The following is a 16,682-nucleotide window of genomic DNA, read 5'->3' on the forward strand; positions in this document are numbered from 1 at the left end:
AATACGTCCGACAGCGACAACGTATCGCTGCCAGGCAACAATCCCAACACTATTAAGGGTTAATAATGTCTTTCACCATTAACGCCAGCAGCCAGCAGCGTTCGCTTGCCGGAACGCCGTCTCGCCTGGCGATTTGCATAGCATTCGCGTTGACACCTGCCGCCACCTACGCGGCCACCGCAGACAGTGAAGATACGGTCATTGTTGAAGGCGCTTCCGCTCAGGGCGATATCAGCCAGGATCAGGACTACAGCGTAAAAACCACCACCACCGGCACCAAGCTGCTGCTGGTACCGCGAGATATTCCGCAATCGGTCAGCGTTATCAGCCAGCAGCGTATGCAGGATCAGGAACTCAATACCATTGAGGACGTACTGGACAATACCACCGGCGTAAGCGCGTCGCGTATCGACAGTTCCCGTACAAACTTTTATTCCCGCGGCTTTTTCATCAGCAACTTTGCCTATGAAGATATGCCCACCTTCCTGGATAACCGCTGGAACTTCGGCGACACCGCAGGCGACACCGCCATTTACGATAAAATCGAAGTGGTGCGCGGCGCGGCTGGCCTGATGAGCGGCACGGGTAACCCTTCCGCCTACGTCAACATGGTACGTAAGCACGCGGACAGCAAAGCGTTTAAAGGCTCCGCTTCGGCCACCTATGGCAGCTGGGATAAACAGCGCTACGTGCTGGATCTGCAAGCCCCATTGGTGGAAAGCGGCAAAGTTCGCGGCCGCGTTATTACCGGCTATCAGGACAACGACAGCTGGCTTGAGCGCAACCACAGCCGCAAGAAATTCATCTACGGCGTGGTTGATGCCGATGTGACGGACTCCACGACCCTTTCGCTGGGCTACGACTATCAGGAAAACGAAGACGACAGCCCGACCTGGGGCGGCGTACCGTCAATGTGGAGCGACGGCAGCAAAACCCATTTCCGTCGCGGCTTTAACACCGCAGCCGACTGGGCTTATTCCAACAAAGATTCCACCAAAGTCTTCGCCAACCTGACGCAGCGCTTCGATAACGGCTGGGAAGCCAAAATCAACGCTATGCATGCGGAAACCAATTTTGATAGCAAGCTGATGTACATTGACGGCTACCCGGATAAAACCACTGGCCTGTATGACGCCTCGCTGTTCCAGGGCGCGTGGGGCGGCTGGAACCGTGGCGAGCGTAAGCAGGACTCGGTGGACGCCTTTGTGCGCGGCGGCTATGAGCTGCTGGGCCGTCAGCATGAGGTGATGTTTGGCGGCAGCTACAGCCGTCAGCGCAACAACTATGACAACGCTTATCCGGTTAATGATAACTACGGCCTGATGGACGTTGGCAATATTAACCAGTACAACGGCAATACCCTGGCCGATCCGCAGTGGTCAGACTGGGCGCTCTACCAGCGGGACGTGATTCGCCAGAAGTCCGTCTATACGGCGACCCGTCTGTCGCTGGCCGACCCGCTGCACCTGATCCTGGGCGCTCGCTGGACCGAATGGAGCGCCAAATATAACCTTGAGCGCAAACCGGACGAGATCCGGAACAGCAAGTTCGACGATGTCACCCCCTACGCCGGGCTTATCTATGATATCGACGATACCTGGTCAGTTTACGGCAGCTACACCTCTATCTTCCAGCCGAGCGGCCAGCGCGATATCAACAGCGAGTTCCTCGACCCGACCACCGGCCAAAGCTATGAGGCGGGAATCAAAGGCGACTGGTTTAACACTCGCCTGACCGCCAGCCTTGCGGTCTTCCGCATCGAGCAGGATAACGTAGCGGTGAATACCGGGCAGTCTATCCCCGCCTCCGGCGGTCAGACGGCCTACAAATCGGTGGACGGTACCGTCAGCAAAGGCGTTGAGTTTGAGCTGAACGGCGCGATTACCGACAACTGGCAGTTGACCTTTGGCGCCAGCCGCTATGTGGCGGAAGATGAAGATGGCAACGCGGTCAACCCGGGCCAGCCGCGCACGACGGCGAAGCTGTTTACCCGTTACCAGCTGCCGATGCTGCCAGCACTGGCGGTGGGCGGCGGCGTCCGCTGGCAGAACAAAACCTGGAATGATATCGACAACGGCCCGAACGGCGTTTCGCGTATTACCCAGGATGGCTACACGGTGGTTGATTTATTCACCCGCTATCAGGTGACGAAGAACTTCGCGGTGCAGGGCAACATCAACAACCTGTTCGATGAAGAGTACTACGACTATCTGGATACCTACGGTGTTTACGGCGCGCCGCGTAACTTCTCGGTAAGCGCCAGCTACAGCTTCTGATCGTCGCCAATATCACACCGAGCCCGCCGCATTCCGGCGGGTTTTTTATTGCCTGTAGCACTGGCAGGGTTCCCGGATGCGGTGTTGCCTTATCCAGGCTACGAAACGGTAGCCCGGGTAAGCGCGAGCGCACCCGGGACATTCCCGGATGCGGCAATAAAAAAGGCAGCCTTGCGGCTGCCTCAGTCTCCCCAGACCTGTTACTTAGTGGTTGCGGATGTAGTCATCCATTTCGGTTTTCAGGTTATCGGATTTAGTACCGAAAATTGCCTGTACGCCGGAACCTGCCACCACTACACCTGCCGCGCCCAGTTTTTTCAGGCCAGGCTGGTCAACTTTCGCCACATCGGCCACGCTAACGCGCAGACGAGTGATACAGGCGTCGAGGTTGGTGATGTTTTCTTTGCCGCCAAACGCCGCTACCAGCGCCGGAGCCATTTCGCTGGTCGCGCCAGCTTTGTTCTCTTCGGTAGCGTCTTCACGACCCGGTGTTTTCAGATCCAGCGCTTTAATCATCACGCGGAACACGGTGTAGTAAATCGCTGCGTAGCACAGACCAACAATCGGGAACAGCCACAGTTTGCTGCCGTTGCCGGAGAGTACGATAAAGTCAATCAGACCGTGAGAGAAGGAGGTACCGTCACGCATACCCAGCAGGATACAGATCGGGAACGCCAGACCAGCCAGCACCGCATGGATTGCGTACAGAATCGGCGCAACGAACATGAAGGAGAACTCGATCGGCTCGGTAATACCGGTCAGGAACGAGGTCAGCGCGGCGGAGATCATGATGCCGCCCACTTTCGCGCGGTTTTCCGGTTTAGCGGAGTGCCAGATAGCAATCGCGGCAGCCGGCAGACCGTACATTTTGAACAGGAAGCCGCCAGACAGTTTACCTGCGGTCGGGTCGCCTGCCATATAACGCGGGATATCGCCGTGGAATACCTGGCCTGCTGCGTTGGTGAATTCACCGATCTGCATCTGGAAAGGAACGTTCCAGATATGGTGCAGACCGAACGGTACCAGGCAGCGCTCAATGAAGCCATAGATACCAAACGCGACAACCGGGTTCTGGTAAGCAGCCCACTGGGAGAACGTCTGGATTGCGCTACCGATCGGCGGCCAAATGAAGGAAAGAACCACGCCGAAAATAATCGCCGTCAGACCGGAGATAATCGGAACGAAGCGCTTACCGGCGAAGAAGCCCAGATACTCAGGCAGCTTGATGCGATAAAAGCGGTTGAACATATACGCCGCAATAGCGCCCGCGATGATACCGCCGAGAACCCCGGTATCCGCCAGGTGCTTAGCCGCAATTTCTTCCGCAGGTAAATGCAGTACCAGCGGCGCGACCACAGCCATGGTTTTCACCATGATGCCGTAGGCCACCACGGCGGCAAGACCGGAAACGCCGTCGTTATTAGTAAAGCCCAGAGCTACGCCGATGGCGAAGATCAGCGGCATGTTAGCAAAAACAGAACCGCCTGCTTCCGCCATAACATGAGAAACCACTTCCGGCAGCCAGCTGAAGTTTGCGGAACCGACGCCCAGCAGGATACCTGCGATAGGCAGTACGGATACTGGCAGCATCAGCGATTTACCGACCTTCTGCAGGTTAGCAAATGCATTCTTGAACATATTGAGAGTGCTCCTGAGTATTAGTGCTTTTTTTACGCTTTTGCGCATTCGCACGGGGGGAGAACCGTGCTGTGAACAGGACATCTAAGTGCCCTTTATTTATTACACAGAGTAAAATAAATCCGAAAAAGTTTGTTTGACCGCTATCACGTTTCAGCCAGCAGCTCCGACTAAACTTTCACAGAATGACTCAACTCGTTACTGAATGTGTCAAAAAAGCGCGTCACCGCCCCTTTTGTGGCGGTGAACTTTACTCTTATTACTTATTAATTACGAGTACTAAAATAAGCCAGAAAATCAGGCGGATTGCAGGCGGGCGGGATCGATATGGAACAGCGTAGCGAAATTTTGCGTGGTTTGCTGCGCCAGCTCTTCAACCGAAACGCCTTTTAACACCGCCATATAGTCAGCCACATCGCGGGTAAACGCGGGCTGGTTCTCCTTGCCGCGATGCGGAACCGGCGCCAGGTACGGCGAGTCGGTCTCCACCAGCAGGCGATCCAGCGGAATATAGCGCGCCGCATCACGCAGCTGCTCGGCATTGCGAAAGGTCACAATCCCGGAGAAGGAGATATAAAACCCCATATCCAGCAGTTGGCCCGCTGTTTCCCGGTCTTCCGTGAAACAGTGTAGTACGCCACCGCAGTCCGTCACCTTTTCTTCTCGCAGGATGGCCAGGGTATCAGCGCGCGCATCACGGGTATGCACAATCACCGGCTTATTCAGCTCGCGCCCAATACGGATATGCTCACGAAACGAAGCCTGCTGGCGCGCCTTTGTTTCCGGGGTATAAAAATAATCAAGCCCCGTCTCGCCCATCGCCACTACGCCCTCTTCGGCGGCAAGACGACGCAGATCTTCCACCAAAAAGGTTTCATCCTGATTAAGGGGATGCACGCCGCAGGAGAAAACCACGTCATCGCGCTCACCCACTTTCTCGCGCATGGCGCGATACCCGGGCAGCGTCGTGGCCACCGCCAGGCAAAACTTCACCCCTCTGCTGGCGGCTTTTTGCATGACATCATCTACGTCCTGGTGTAGATCCTGATAATTAAGGCCATCAAGATGGCAGTGGGAGTCGACTAAAAACATAATGTCTCTCTTTAAAGATGCGATACCGGCAGGGTCGCGCCGGGCTGCAGAAAACGTTCGATACGCAGTAAAAGGTCGGTAAGCAGGAGTTCACGATTGACGCCAACGACAGACAGCAGCTGTTCCCGGCACTCCACCACAGCCTGCAGGCTGGCCTGTAGCGTGGCGCTGCTGAGCCGGGCGGCAAGGTGATGTACCAGCGCCACAGCGTCCATATTGGTCAGAAGCGTGGCGTGCTGCTGCACTTTTAACGCGTCCAGCAGCAGCGCGGCGGTCCAGTGCAGACGCTCCGCTACCTGCTCATGATTAAGTAGGGGAAGCAGCGCAAGCCAGTCCCCATCCGTCAGGGCCTTTTCAAGGCCCTGACACAGCGCCTGCCGCGACGCCAGATTCGCCTGCTGCAGTAGCTGCTCTGCAGCACCTGGCGCGCCGCCGCACAGGCGCAACGCACTCACGATCGCCTCCTGCGACGCAGAGACCTCGCGCGCCAGCCACGCGCAGGCGTAGCTTTCGGCTGGCGGAGCAAGATGGTGCAGTCGGCAGCGGCTACGCAGCGTGGCCAACAGGCGCGCAGGCTCGCGGCAGCCCAGTAAAAACCAGGTCTCCCGCGGCGGCTCCTCCAGCGTTTTGAGCAGGGCGTTGGCCGCCGCGTCGGTTAATAACGCCGCGTCCGCAATCCAGACAACTTTAGCACCGCCAAGACGGGCGCGTTCATAGAGTTTCTCGCTGACTTCGCGCACCGCATCGATACCCAGCGTTGTTTTGCCCTTCTCCGGCGCCAGCGGGTAATAGTCAGGATGTGTACCCGCCTGCATCAGCTGGCAGCCGCGGCAGTGGCCGCAGCTTTTCGCATTTTGCGGGTTCTGGCAGAGCAAGTAACGGCTGAGGGCGTAAATCAGCGCCTCGTCGCCCATTCCCGGCAGCGCGTGCACTAAGAGCGCGTGGTGTCCGCGCCCGGCCTGATAACTGGCGACCAGTTGTTCATAATCGGACCGGAGCCACGGGTACCATCTCATGCCGCCTGCTCCTGTACCCAGGCCGTGACCGTCTGGCGAACAGCGGCAATGACCGCCTCAAGGGACTGGGTGGCGTCGATGGTGCGAATGCTCGGATCCTGCGCCGCCAGTTCAAGGTAGCGTGCGCGGGTGCGATTAAAAAAGTCATAGGACTCCTGCTCTATCCGATCCAGCTCGCCACGGGCGCGGGCGCGCTTTAGCCCTACCTCAGGGGTCACATCAAGATAGAGCGTCAGGTCCGGGCGAAAATCACCCAGCACGGCGTCACGCAGCGTTGCCAGCATCGTGCGATCGACGCCGCGTCCGCCCCCCTGGTACGCCTGGGTTGAGAGGTCGTGACGATCGCCGATTACCCAGCATCCGCGGGATAACGCCGGTTTAATGACGGTTTCCACCAGCTGTACGCGGGCGGCATAGAACATCAATACTTCCGCCTTCGTGGTAATGGTTTCATCGCCTACCGAGCGAATATCCAGCACCAGGCTGCGTAATTTCTCTGCCAGCTGCGTGCCGCCAGGCTCGCGGGTAAAGGCTATCTCTTCGACGCCAAGCTGTTGCAGCGTCTCAACCACGACATCCCGCGCCGTAGTTTTCCCGGCACCTTCCAGCCCTTCAATGACAATGTATTTACTGGTCATTTTTTTCCTTAAGCGCTTTTAACCAGGCCTGCACCGAGCGGTTGTGTCCGGCGAGGTTGGTATTAAATGTATGCCCGCCTTTGCCGTCAGCGACAAAATAGAGATAAGGCGTTTTTGCCGGATGGGCAGCCGCTTTAAGGGAGGCCTCGCCCGGTGTGGCGATAGGGCCCGGCGGCAATCCGTCAATAATGTAAGTGTTATAAGGGGTGGGCGTTTCAAGGTCCGCGCGCGACAGCTTACCATTATAGCGCTCGCCCATGCCGTAGATAACCGTTGGGTCCGTCTGCAGGCGCATACCTATACGCAGGCGGTTTATAAAGACGGATGCAACCCTGTCACGCTCGCTGGCGACCGCCGTCTCTTTTTCGATAATCGACGCCATGGTGACCAGCGCATTTTTATCTTTGTAGGGAAGCCCTTCCATGCGCCCTTCCCACTCGCTGTCTACGGCACGCACCATTTTCTGATGGGCGCGCTTGAGCAGAGCCACATCCGTTGTATTCGCGGTATACATCCACGTATCCGGCCAGAACCAGCCTTCAACCTGGTCGGCATGTTCCAGCCCCAGCGCTTCGGCAACCGCGGCGTAGCTGTCATCTTTCAGGGTGTGTTTGATCCAGGGAGCGTCGCGCAGCTGCGCGAGGTAGTCGCTCAGACGCATCCCTTCGACCAGGCGTAAAGGGAACTGCGCCTCTTTACCGCTCTCCAGTAACTGCAGCATCTCACGTACCGTCATCGTCGGGGTAAAGCGGTAGGTTCCAGCTTTGAAATGAGAGAGATCCGGTTCGACACGCAGCAGCCACTGGAAGACGCGCGGGCGATTAATGATTTTTTCTGCGTATAGCTGCTCGCCGAGCGCGACGCGGCCGGTGCCGGCATTGAGCGTAAATATCGTCTCTTCTTTAATAAGAAGTTTACTGTCTGCCAGATGGCGAACTTTCCAGATACCGACGCCCGCGGCAACAACCATGATTAGCAGTAGCAGAAGAACAAAGCGCAACATTTTTTTCATGACGATTGTGGGTGCTCGCAAAGAGGGGCTAACAAGTGATACATCTCCCGTGACGACCAGTTCAGCGCTTCCCAGGCGCGAACCGGAACCACGGGCATTAATGCGTTACAAATAACGACCTCATCGGCCGTTTTCAGCGCCTGGGGTGGCGCATTGAGTTCAACAACGCGATAGCCGGCGCAGGCCAGCTTTTCTAAACAATACCGGCGCATAATGCCATCAACGCCTGCCTGGTCGAGACGGGGCGTAAAAACGCGCCGGCCTTCGCGCCAGAAAATATTCGCGGCACAGCATTCCGTAAGCCACCCTTCACTGTCAAGAACCAGCGCTTCATCGCACTGCGTTTGCTCAAGATAGCGGCGAATCAGCACCTGTTCCAGCCGGTTAAGGTGCTTAATGCCTGCCAGAGCCGGGTTTCGCCCCAGCCGTATCGGGCTTAAGGAGAGCGTCACGCCCTCTTCCCGCCAGCGCGTATAGTGCGCAGGCAGCGCACTGACCCGCAAAAGCCGCGTCGGCGAGTCGCAGCCGGAGACGGCATAGCCCCGCCCGCCCGTACCGCGGCTCAGTATAACCTTCAGCACCCCGTCCTTCTGCATGGCGGCCAGGCGGCACATCTCGTCTTCCAGAAGCGCCCAGTCAGAAAAGTCGATAAAGAGCCTTTCGCATGCCCTCTGCAGACGGTGAAGATGTTCCGGCAACAGATCTACCCGCGAGGCGGTTACTCGCGCCGTGGTAAAACAGCCGTCGCCAAACTGTATGGCTCTGTCGCTCGCGTTGAGACAATCCTGCTCGCGGCCATTAATCAAGAACATAGTCGCTCCTTATCCGTGGGCGGTTAGTGTGGCAGGATGAACAGGCAGGGACAAGCGGAGAAAACCGAATAAAAAAAGGCCCGCCGGGCGGACCTTTTTTAGCAACCCGCAGACGCGGATCAGACCTTTTTGAAGATCAGTGAACCGTTGGTGCCGCCAAAGCCGAAGGAGTTACACAGCGTGTACTCCATTCCGCTGACCTGGCGCGCTTCGTGCGGTACAAAGTCCAGGTCGCAACCCTCAGAGGGATTATCCAGGTTGATGGTTGGCGGAACGGCCTGATCGCGCAGCGCAAGGATTGAGTAGATTGACTCAACCGCGCCCGCCGCGCCAAGCAGGTGACCGGTCATGGACTTGGTCGAACTCACCATCACGCTGCGGGCGGCATCACCAAAGACTGCCTTAACCGCCTGCGCTTCTGCTTTGTCGCCCGCAGGCGTCGAGGTGCCGTGCGCGTTGACGTAGCCAATCTGGCCCGGTTCGATACCGGCATCGCGGATAGCGTTCACCATCGCCAACGCTGCGCCCGCGCCGTTTTCCGGCGGTGACGTCATATGGTAGGCGTCGCTGCTCATGCCGAAACCGATGATTTCTGCATAAATCTTCGCACCGCGCTTTTTCGCATGCTCATACTCTTCGAGCATGATAATACCTGCGCCATCGCCGAGGACGAAGCCGTCACGATCCTGATCCCAGGGGCGGCTTGCCGCCTGCGGATTATCGTTGCGGGTAGAGAGAGCGCGCGCTGCGCCAAAACCACCTACGCCAAGAGGCGTACTGGCTTTTTCTGCCCCGCCTGCCAGCATCGCGTCAGCATCGCCATAAGCAATAATACGCGCCGCGTGGCCAATATTGTGCACGCCGGAAGTACAGGCAGTGGCAATTGAAATACTCGGCCCACGCAGGCCAAACATGATGGTGAGATGACCTGCCACCATGTTAACAATCGTCGAAGGAACAAAGAACGGGCTGATTTTGCGCGGCCCACCTTTCACCAGGGAACTGTGGTTCTCTTCTATCAGACCGAGACCGCCAATGCCGGAGCCGATAGCGGCGCCAATGCGGGAAGCGTTCTCTTCAGTCACTTCAAGGCCAGAATCCTGCATGGCCTGAACGCCAGCGACAATTCCATATTGAATAAAGTCATCCATCTTGCGCTGCTCTTTGCGCGAGATGATGTCTTCACAGTTAAAATCCTTTACTAAGCCAGCAAATTTCGTTGCATAGGCGCTAGTATCGAAATGGTCGATCAGGCTGATGCCACTCTGACCGGCAAGGAGAGCTTTCCAGGTAGACTCTACGGTATTGCCGACAGGAGACAACATGCCCAGTCCGGTCACAACTACACGACGCTTAGACACGGTTGTCCTCCAGGGAGGGAAAAAAGATTAAGATTCGTGGGAAAAAGGATAAAACTCAGGCGGTCGAACGACCGCCTGGAGATGTTCACTTACGCCTGGTGACCGTTGATGTAATCAATGGCTGCCTGAACGGTGGTGATTTTCTCAGCTTCTTCGTCCGGAATCTCAGTATCAAACTCTTCTTCCAGAGCCATTACCAGCTCAACGGTGTCAAGAGAATCAGCGCCCAGGTCTTCAACGAAGGAAGCATTGTTGGTAACTTCTTCCTGCTTAACGCCCAGCTGTTCGCCGATAATTTTCTTAACGCGTTCTTCGATAGTGCTCATACTCTTAAATTTCCTATCAAAACTCGCTTTCGCGATGGTTTTCGTAGTGTATAAAATGTTGAAAAATTTGCAACTAAATCCCGGCAGTTCTTACCACGATTTTACGCTATTTTGCGGCTTTTTGCCCATATAACGCAAATAAATTTCTTCGTGGTTAAACCATATACATTCCGCCGTTGACGTGCAGGGTTTCACCAGTGATGTAACCCGCTTCGTCAGAAGCTAAAAATGCAACCGCACTGGCGATCTCCTGAGCGCCGCCAAGACGGCCCGCAGGAACTTGCGCCAGAATACCCGCACGCTGATCGTCAGACAGCGCACGCGTCATGTCCGTTTCAATGAAACCCGGAGCAACAACGTTCACAGTAATACCGCGGGACGCAACTTCACGCGCCAGCGATTTACTAAAGCCGATCAGCCCCGCTTTCGCCGCAGCGTAGTTGGCCTGACCTGCATTTCCCATGGTACCAACCACAGAACCGATTGTGATGATGCGTCCATGACGTTTCTTCATCATAGCGCGCATCACCGCTTTTGACAGACGGAAAACTGATGACAAGTTTGTTTCGATGATATCGTTCCACTCATCGTCTTTCATGCGCATCAACAGGTTATCACGAGTGATACCGGCATTATTTACCAGAATATCCACTTCGCCAAACTCGGCACGAATATTTTCCAGTACCGATTCGATAGATGCAGGGTCGGTCACATTCAGCATCAGACCTTTACCGTTCGCACCCAGATATTCGCTGATGGCCTGAGCACCATTTTCACTGGTAGCTGTGCCGATAACCTTTGCGCCGCGAGCGACCAGGGTCTCCGCAATGGCGCGGCCAATGCCACGGCTTGCACCGGTAACCAGCGCGACTTTTCCTTCAAAACTCATGGTGTTCCTCTTTTATTGCGCAAGTGCCTCTGACATCGCGGCAGGCTCGTTGAGCGCAGACGCAGTCAGGGTATCAACAATACGTTTGGTCAGACCGGTCAGCACCTTGCCCGGTCCTACTTCATACAGATGCTCAATGCCCTGAGAGGCCATAAACTCAACGGTTTTGGTCCACTGTACCGGGCTGTAGAGCTGGCGAACCAGCGCGTCACGAATCGCTTCCGGCGTGGTTTCGCACTTCACGTCGACGTTGTTCACGACCGGAACAGTCGGCGCGTTAAAAGTGATTTTTTGCAGCTCGGCGGCCAGTTTTTCCGCAGCAGGTTTCATCAGCGCGCAGTGTGACGGCACGCTTACCGGCAGCGGCAGCGCACGTTTGGCGCCTGCGGCTTTACAGGCAGCGCCTGCGCGTTCAACCGCCTCTTTATGACCGGCGATGACCACCTGGCCCGGCGAGTTGAAGTTAACCGGAGAAACCACCTGCCCTTCGGCAGACTCTTCGCAGGCTTTAGCAATCGCGGCGTCGTCCAGACCAATAATGGCCGACATGCCGCCTGTGCCTTCCGGCACCGCTTCCTGCATGAACTTACCGCGCAGCTCAACCAGACGCACCGCATCAGCAAAGGCAATGACGCCCGCACAAACTAACGCAGAGTATTCACCGAGACTGTGGCCTGCCATCAGCGCAGGCGTTTTACCGCCCTGCTGCTGCCATACGCGCCATAACGCCACGGAGGCGGTCAATAACGCAGGCTGAGTCTGCCAGGTTTTGTTCAGCTCTTCCGCAGGCCCTTGCTGGACTAACGCCCAAAGGTCGTAACCCAGCGCAGCGGAGGCCTCACGAAACGTCTCTTCAACAACCGGGTAACTGGCCGCCATATCGGCCAGCATACCCACAGCCTGGGAGCCCTGTCCCGGGAACACAAATGCAAATTGCGTCATGTTTATATCCTTGATACTAGAAACGAACCAGCGCGGAACCCCAGGTGAAACCACCGCCGAAGGCTTCCAGCAGAATCAGTTGGCCTTTCTTAATGCGGCCATCGCGAACGGCTTCGTCCAGCGCGCAGGGAACGGACGCCGCGGAGGTGTTGCCGTGACGATCCAGGGTCACCACAACGTTGTCCATCGACATACCCAGTTTTTTCGCCGTCGCGCTAATGATCCGCAGGTTAGCCTGGTGCGGCACCAGCCAGTCGAGCGCGCTACGCTCAAGATTATTCGCGGCAAGGGTCTCTTCAACGATGCGGGACAGTTCGGTGACCGCCACTTTGAAGACCTCGTTGCCCGCCATGGTCAGGTAGATGGAGCTTTCCGGGTTCACGCGATCGGCATTAGGCAGCGTCAGAAGCGCGCCGTAGCTGCCGTCAGCATGAAGATGCGTGGAGATGATACCGGGTTCTTCGGATGCGCCAAGCACGACCGCGCCAGCGCCGTCGCCAAAAATAATAATCGTCCCGCGATCTTCCGGGTCGCAGGTGCGCGCCAGCACGTCAGAACCGATAACCAGCGCATTTTTTACCGCGCCGGATTTAACATACTGATCGGCGATGCTCAGCGCGTAAGTAAAGCCCGCGCAGGCTGCGGCAACGTCAAACGCCGGGCAGCCTTTGATGCCAAGCATGCTCTGAACCTGACAGGCAGAGCTTGGGAAAGCATGGGTCGCAGAGGTGGTAGCGACAATGATCAGGCCAATATCTTCAGCGCTGACGCCAGCCATGTCGAGCGCGCGCTTAGCGGCTTCATAACCCATGGTAGAAACCGTTTCATCAGGCGCGGCGATGCGGCGTTCACGGATCCCTGTACGGGTGACAATCCACTCGTCAGACGTATCCACCATCTTCTCCAGATCGGCGTTAGTTCGTACTTGTTCAGGCAGATAGCTGCCGGTACCAATAATCTTTGTATGCATGTACGCTCAGTCTTTTCCGGTAACACAGATTCCAGGCGAGCGGCAATTCGCTTGGGAACTTGCCGCTGCACCGCCTGCACTGCCTGTTCTATCGCGACGGTAAAGGCTCGCTGATTGGCCGCACCATGACTCTTAATCACCGTGCCGCGCAATCCTAACAGACAGGCGCCATTATACTGGTCGGGGTTGAGGTGACTGAATCGCCTGCTCAGGCTTTTTTGTAACCAACGTTTTAATAAAATCAGCCACCACGACCGTTTTTTACCCTCACCCTGAGATTTCAGCAGTGAAAGAAACATTCTGACAACGCCTTCCATCGTTTTTAATGTGACGTTGCCCGTAAAACCATCACAAACCAGCACATCGGTTTTGCCGGTGAGTAATTCATTCGCTTCGAGATAACCAATATAGTTAATGCCCGGAACCGATTTCAGAAGAGCAGCGGCGGCATGAATACTTTCATGCCCCTTGGTCTCCTCTTCGCCAATATTGAGCAGGGCCACGCGGGGATTGGCGATCCCGACGATCTCTTCCGCCATTACGGCGCCCATTACCGCAAACTGCGCCAGCATTTTGCCGTCGCAATCAACGTTGGCGCCCAGATCGAGCACCACGGTTTTGCCCTTGAGCTGATGCGGTAATACCGTCACCAGCGCCGGGCGCTCAATACCCTCGATAGGCTTGAGCAGCATTTTTGCCAGCCCCATCAGCGCGCCGGTATTCCCGGCGCTGACGCAGGCGCCGGCACGCCCTTCTTTTACAAGCTCCAGCGCCACCCGCATTGAGCTGCCGCGACTATTGCGGACAGCCTGCGAAGGACGCGCATCGCTGGCGATAACTGACTGTGCAGGAACAATGAGCAAGCGCGAACGCTGCTCGAAATCAGCTTTAGCGAGCAATGGTGTGATAGCGTCGGGATCGCCGACCAAAAGAAGATTAAGATGCGAATTAGAAGTCAGTGCCTGCAAAGCTGCAGGCACCGTCACGGAAGGGCCAAAATCGCCCCCCATGACATCTAACGCCAGGGTTAGACGAGCCAAGGTATCGGTATCTCCCCGCTTACACGGGGAAATCCTCACTAAGTTCTATCACGCTTGGACCCTTTCTCTCACGCAGCGCAAGCGAAAGAGCGCGGCGCGATTACTTAGTGATTACCTTGCGACCGCGGTAAAAACCGTCGGCGGTGATGTGGTGACGCAGGTGGGTTTCACCAGAAGTTTTGTCTACAGACAGGCTGGTGACTGCGGTCAGCGCGTCATGGGAACGACGCATGCCACGTTTGGAACGGGTTGGTTTATTCTGTTGTACGGCCATGGACCTTACTCCTCAATTACGGTTCATCCCTGCAAAACAGGGAACACCTGTTACTTACGCTTTAAGCTGGCTAATACGGCAAATGGGTTTGGCTTTTGCGCTTCGTCAGGCAATTCACCAAAGACCATGTCCGCCTCGGACACTTCACAGTGTTCAGAATCATGCACCGGAACTACCGGCAGGGAGAGGATGATTTCATCTTCTACCATTGCCAGCAGATCGATTTCACCGAATTCGTTAACCTCAATCGGCTCGTACGCTTCCGGCAGTGCTTCAGCCTGTTCGTCGGAACGGACGGGACTAAAACAATACGTTGTGTGAACCTGATGGCTGAATGGCTTACCGCAACGCTGACATTCGAGTGATACCGTGACCTTCGCATCGCCTGTAATGACGGCGAGACGTTGGTTGTCGATAGCGAACGACATAGCGCATTCTACATCACTGTCCACACTGACTACTGATTCGGCGACACGCTCAACCTGATCGGGCATATAAATGCCCTGATAATCGAGGCGTTTTTGAGCCGTGCGAACCGGATCGAGAGTCAGGGGTAATTTTACCTTTTGCATAGGGCGCGCATATTAACTTTGTAATGTCATAGAGTCAAAGAAAAAGGCAACCCCGGGCTGCCTTTTGCCATTTATTCGCACACATTGCGGCCTGTAGTTTAAAATGGCTGGCACTGTTACGCTATATCTGGTGATAAAAATATGCCAAATCTCGTTCTTGCCTCCACTTCGGTCTACCGCCGCACGCTGCTGGAAAAACTCGGCCTGCCTTTTGAGTGCGCCGCGCCAGAGGTCGATGAAACCCCACGGCCGGGCGAGTCTCCGCGTCAGCTGGTGCAGCGTCTGGCGCAGGAGAAAGCGCAGTCGCTGGCCGCCCGCTTCCCCGCGCATTTGATTATAGGCTCCGATCAGGTTTGCGTGATCGACGGTGAAATAACCGGCAAGCCGCACAGCGAAGAAAACGCGCGTCTTCAATTAATGAAAGCGCGCGGTTGCATCGTAACCTTTTATACCGGTCTGGCGCTTTATAATAGCGCCAGCGGCCATCTGCAAACGGAGTGTGAACCTTTCGACGTGCACTTCCGTCATTTAAGCGAGCAGGAGATCGACGACTATATCCGTAAAGAGCGTCCGCTTAACTGTGCCGGTAGTTTTAAAAGTGAGGGAATGGGGATTGCGCTGTTTGAGAAACTCGATGGCCGCGACCCTAACACGCTGGTTGGGCTGCCGCTGATTGCCCTCTGCCAGATGCTGCGCCGGGAGCACTACAACCCCCTTACCGCATAAGGTACGGGCGGCATCACGCCGCCCGCAACGTCTCAGGCGCTATTGCGTAACGCTGCAAGACAGCGTTTTAAGCCATTATCAAGCGGCGCTTCAATGCGCATCACTTCCCCGGTGCCGGGGTGGGTAAACTTGAGCGCCGCCGCGTGCAGGAACAGGCGCGACAGCCCCGTGCCGGCAAGCTGCTTATCGAATTCACGGTCGCCGTAGCGGTCATCAAAAGCGATAGGATGGCCTGCATGCTGCGTATGAACGCGAATCTGATGGGTACGCCCGGTCACCGGACTGCAGCGCACCAGCGTGGCGAAGGCGTAGCGCTCTTCCACCTTAAAGCGCGTCTCAGACGGTTTGCCTTCGCTGTTAACGCGAACAATACGCTCGCCGCTTTGCAGAATGTTTTTCAGCAGCGGCGCCTGCACGACTTTGACGTGAGACTGCCACTGCCCGCGCACCAGCGCCAGGTAATCTTTCTGCATGCCTTTGTCGCGCAGCTGCTCATGAAGCGCGCGTAGCGCAGAGCGCTTTTTCGCGACCAGCAGCACGCCGGAGGTATCGCGGTCGAGACGATGCACGAGCTCCAGAAAACGCGCCTCCGGGCGCAGCGCCCGCAGCCCCTCAATCACGCCGAAGCTTAAGCCGCTGCCGCCATGAACCGCAGTTCCGGAAGGCTTATTCAGCACCAGAATATGATCGTCTTCATAAAGAATAACATCGCTTAACGCCGCCACTTTTTGCAGATGCGGCGAAACGGCGTCTTCCTCTTTTTCCGCTACGCGAACGGGCGGAATACGGACCTCATCGCCGTCTTCGAGCTTATATTCAGGCTTGATGCGTTTTTTATTCACCCGCACCTCGCCTTTACGCAAAATGCGGTAAATCATGCTCTTCGGCACCCCTTTTAACTGGGTGCGCAAAAAGTTGTCGATGCGTTGCCCCGCTTCATCAGCGGTAATAGCAACGATTTTTACGGATGGAGTCTCAGTTTTCATGGGAGGCGATTCTAAATAGCGTCGCACAATAGCGCCACTCATTTTTCTGTGCTTATATTTACTTTTGAACTCGCGCGGCTTCGTTTATCACCGTACTGGTGGTTAATAAACC

Annotated in this window: 16 protein-coding genes and 1 pseudogene; 2 read left to right on the forward strand and 15 right to left on the reverse strand. The window is 56.1% G+C overall.

Annotated features, from left to right (window positions below; all coding sequences use genetic code 11):
- Positions 1 to 65 precede the first annotated feature (65 nt).
- Entirely contained in the window at positions 66 to 2,276 is a 2,211-nt protein-coding gene (gene fhuE, locus ENTHG_RS07660; RefSeq protein ID WP_044177550.1) for a ferric-rhodotorulic acid/ferric-coprogen receptor FhuE, read from the forward strand.
- A gap of 204 nt (positions 2,277 to 2,480) precedes the next feature.
- Here fhuE and ptsG read toward each other — a convergent pair whose 3' ends face one another.
- The 14 genes and pseudogenes from ptsG to yceD form a co-directional block, all read right to left on the reverse strand.
- Complete coding sequence (ptsG, locus tag ENTHG_RS07665) at positions 2,481 to 3,914, reverse strand: PTS glucose transporter subunit IIBC (protein WP_044177552.1); 1,434 nt, start codon at positions 3,912 to 3,914, stop codon at positions 2,481 to 2,483.
- A 297-nt stretch (positions 3,915 to 4,211) separates the two neighbouring features.
- Positions 4,212 to 5,006: a metal-dependent hydrolase gene (locus ENTHG_RS07670; RefSeq protein ID WP_044177554.1), complete on the reverse strand. Its 795-nt coding sequence runs from the start codon at positions 5,004 to 5,006 to the stop codon at positions 4,212 to 4,214.
- Positions 5,007 to 5,017: 11 nt separating this feature from the next.
- Entirely contained in the window at positions 5,018 to 6,022 is a 1,005-nt protein-coding gene (gene holB / locus ENTHG_RS07675; RefSeq protein ID WP_044177556.1) for a DNA polymerase III subunit delta', read from the reverse strand.
- Complete coding sequence (gene tmk / locus ENTHG_RS07680; protein WP_044177558.1) at positions 6,019 to 6,660, reverse strand: dTMP kinase; 642 nt, start codon at positions 6,658 to 6,660, stop codon at positions 6,019 to 6,021. Before tmk ends, holB begins: the two co-directional genes overlap by 4 nt.
- Positions 6,650 to 7,672, reverse strand: coding sequence for a cell division protein YceG (gene yceG, locus ENTHG_RS07685; RefSeq protein WP_044177560.1), 1,023 nt, complete (start codon positions 7,670 to 7,672; stop codon positions 6,650 to 6,652). The genes tmk and yceG overlap by 11 nt, the downstream gene beginning before the upstream one ends.
- Positions 7,669 to 8,484 (reverse strand): aminodeoxychorismate lyase, encoded by an 816-nt coding sequence (gene pabC, locus ENTHG_RS07690; RefSeq protein ID WP_044177562.1) that lies wholly within the window; start codon positions 8,482 to 8,484, stop codon positions 7,669 to 7,671. Before pabC ends, yceG begins: the two co-directional genes overlap by 4 nt.
- Positions 8,485 to 8,603: 119 nt before the next feature.
- Positions 8,604 to 9,845 (reverse strand): beta-ketoacyl-ACP synthase II, encoded by a 1,242-nt coding sequence (gene fabF / locus ENTHG_RS07695; protein WP_044177564.1) that lies wholly within the window; start codon positions 9,843 to 9,845, stop codon positions 8,604 to 8,606.
- A gap of 89 nt (positions 9,846 to 9,934) precedes the next feature.
- A complete protein-coding gene (acpP, locus tag ENTHG_RS07700; protein WP_000103754.1) occupies positions 9,935 to 10,171 on the reverse strand; it encodes an acyl carrier protein in 237 nt (78 codons plus the stop codon).
- Between the two features lie 154 nt (positions 10,172 to 10,325).
- A complete protein-coding gene (fabG, locus tag ENTHG_RS07705) occupies positions 10,326 to 11,060 on the reverse strand; it encodes a 3-oxoacyl-ACP reductase FabG (RefSeq protein ID WP_044177566.1) in 735 nt (244 codons plus the stop codon).
- A 12-nt stretch (positions 11,061 to 11,072) separates the two neighbouring features.
- Positions 11,073 to 12,002, reverse strand: coding sequence for an ACP S-malonyltransferase (gene fabD / locus ENTHG_RS07710; RefSeq protein ID WP_044177568.1), 930 nt, complete (start codon positions 12,000 to 12,002; stop codon positions 11,073 to 11,075).
- 16 nt (positions 12,003 to 12,018) lie between these two features.
- Positions 12,019 to 12,972 (reverse strand): beta-ketoacyl-ACP synthase III, encoded by a 954-nt coding sequence (locus tag ENTHG_RS07715; RefSeq protein ID WP_044177569.1) that lies wholly within the window; start codon positions 12,970 to 12,972, stop codon positions 12,019 to 12,021.
- A gap of 17 nt (positions 12,973 to 12,989) precedes the next feature.
- Positions 12,990 to 14,012: pseudogene (gene plsX, locus ENTHG_RS07720) on the reverse strand (phosphate acyltransferase PlsX); the annotation flags it as partial.
- Positions 14,013 to 14,112: 100 nt separating this feature from the next.
- Complete coding sequence (gene rpmF, locus ENTHG_RS07725) at positions 14,113 to 14,286, reverse strand: 50S ribosomal protein L32 (RefSeq protein ID WP_007374494.1); 174 nt, start codon at positions 14,284 to 14,286, stop codon at positions 14,113 to 14,115.
- Between the two features lie 50 nt (positions 14,287 to 14,336).
- Positions 14,337 to 14,858 carry a 23S rRNA accumulation protein YceD gene (yceD, locus tag ENTHG_RS07730; RefSeq protein WP_044177571.1) on the reverse strand — a complete coding sequence of 174 codons (522 nt, stop codon included), beginning with the start codon at positions 14,856 to 14,858 and terminating at the stop codon, positions 14,337 to 14,339.
- 141 nt (positions 14,859 to 14,999) lie between these two features.
- On the opposite strand from yceD, the gene ENTHG_RS07735 reads away from it, so the two are divergent.
- The gene (locus ENTHG_RS07735) at positions 15,000 to 15,584 is read left to right on the forward strand and encodes a Maf family protein (RefSeq protein WP_044177573.1); all 585 of its coding nucleotides are present in this window, start codon (positions 15,000 to 15,002) and stop codon (positions 15,582 to 15,584) included.
- 32 nt (positions 15,585 to 15,616) lie between these two features.
- Here ENTHG_RS07735 and rluC read toward each other — a convergent pair whose 3' ends face one another.
- Positions 15,617 to 16,570 (reverse strand): 23S rRNA pseudouridine(955/2504/2580) synthase RluC, encoded by a 954-nt coding sequence (gene rluC, locus ENTHG_RS07740; protein WP_187371637.1) that lies wholly within the window; start codon positions 16,568 to 16,570, stop codon positions 15,617 to 15,619.
- Between the last annotated feature and the right edge of the window lie 112 nt (positions 16,571 to 16,682).

Origin of the sequence: Phytobacter massiliensis JC163, assembly GCF_000321045.1 — a bacterium.
GTDB classification, from domain to species: Bacteria; Pseudomonadota; Gammaproteobacteria; order Enterobacterales; family Enterobacteriaceae; genus Phytobacter_A; species Phytobacter_A massiliensis.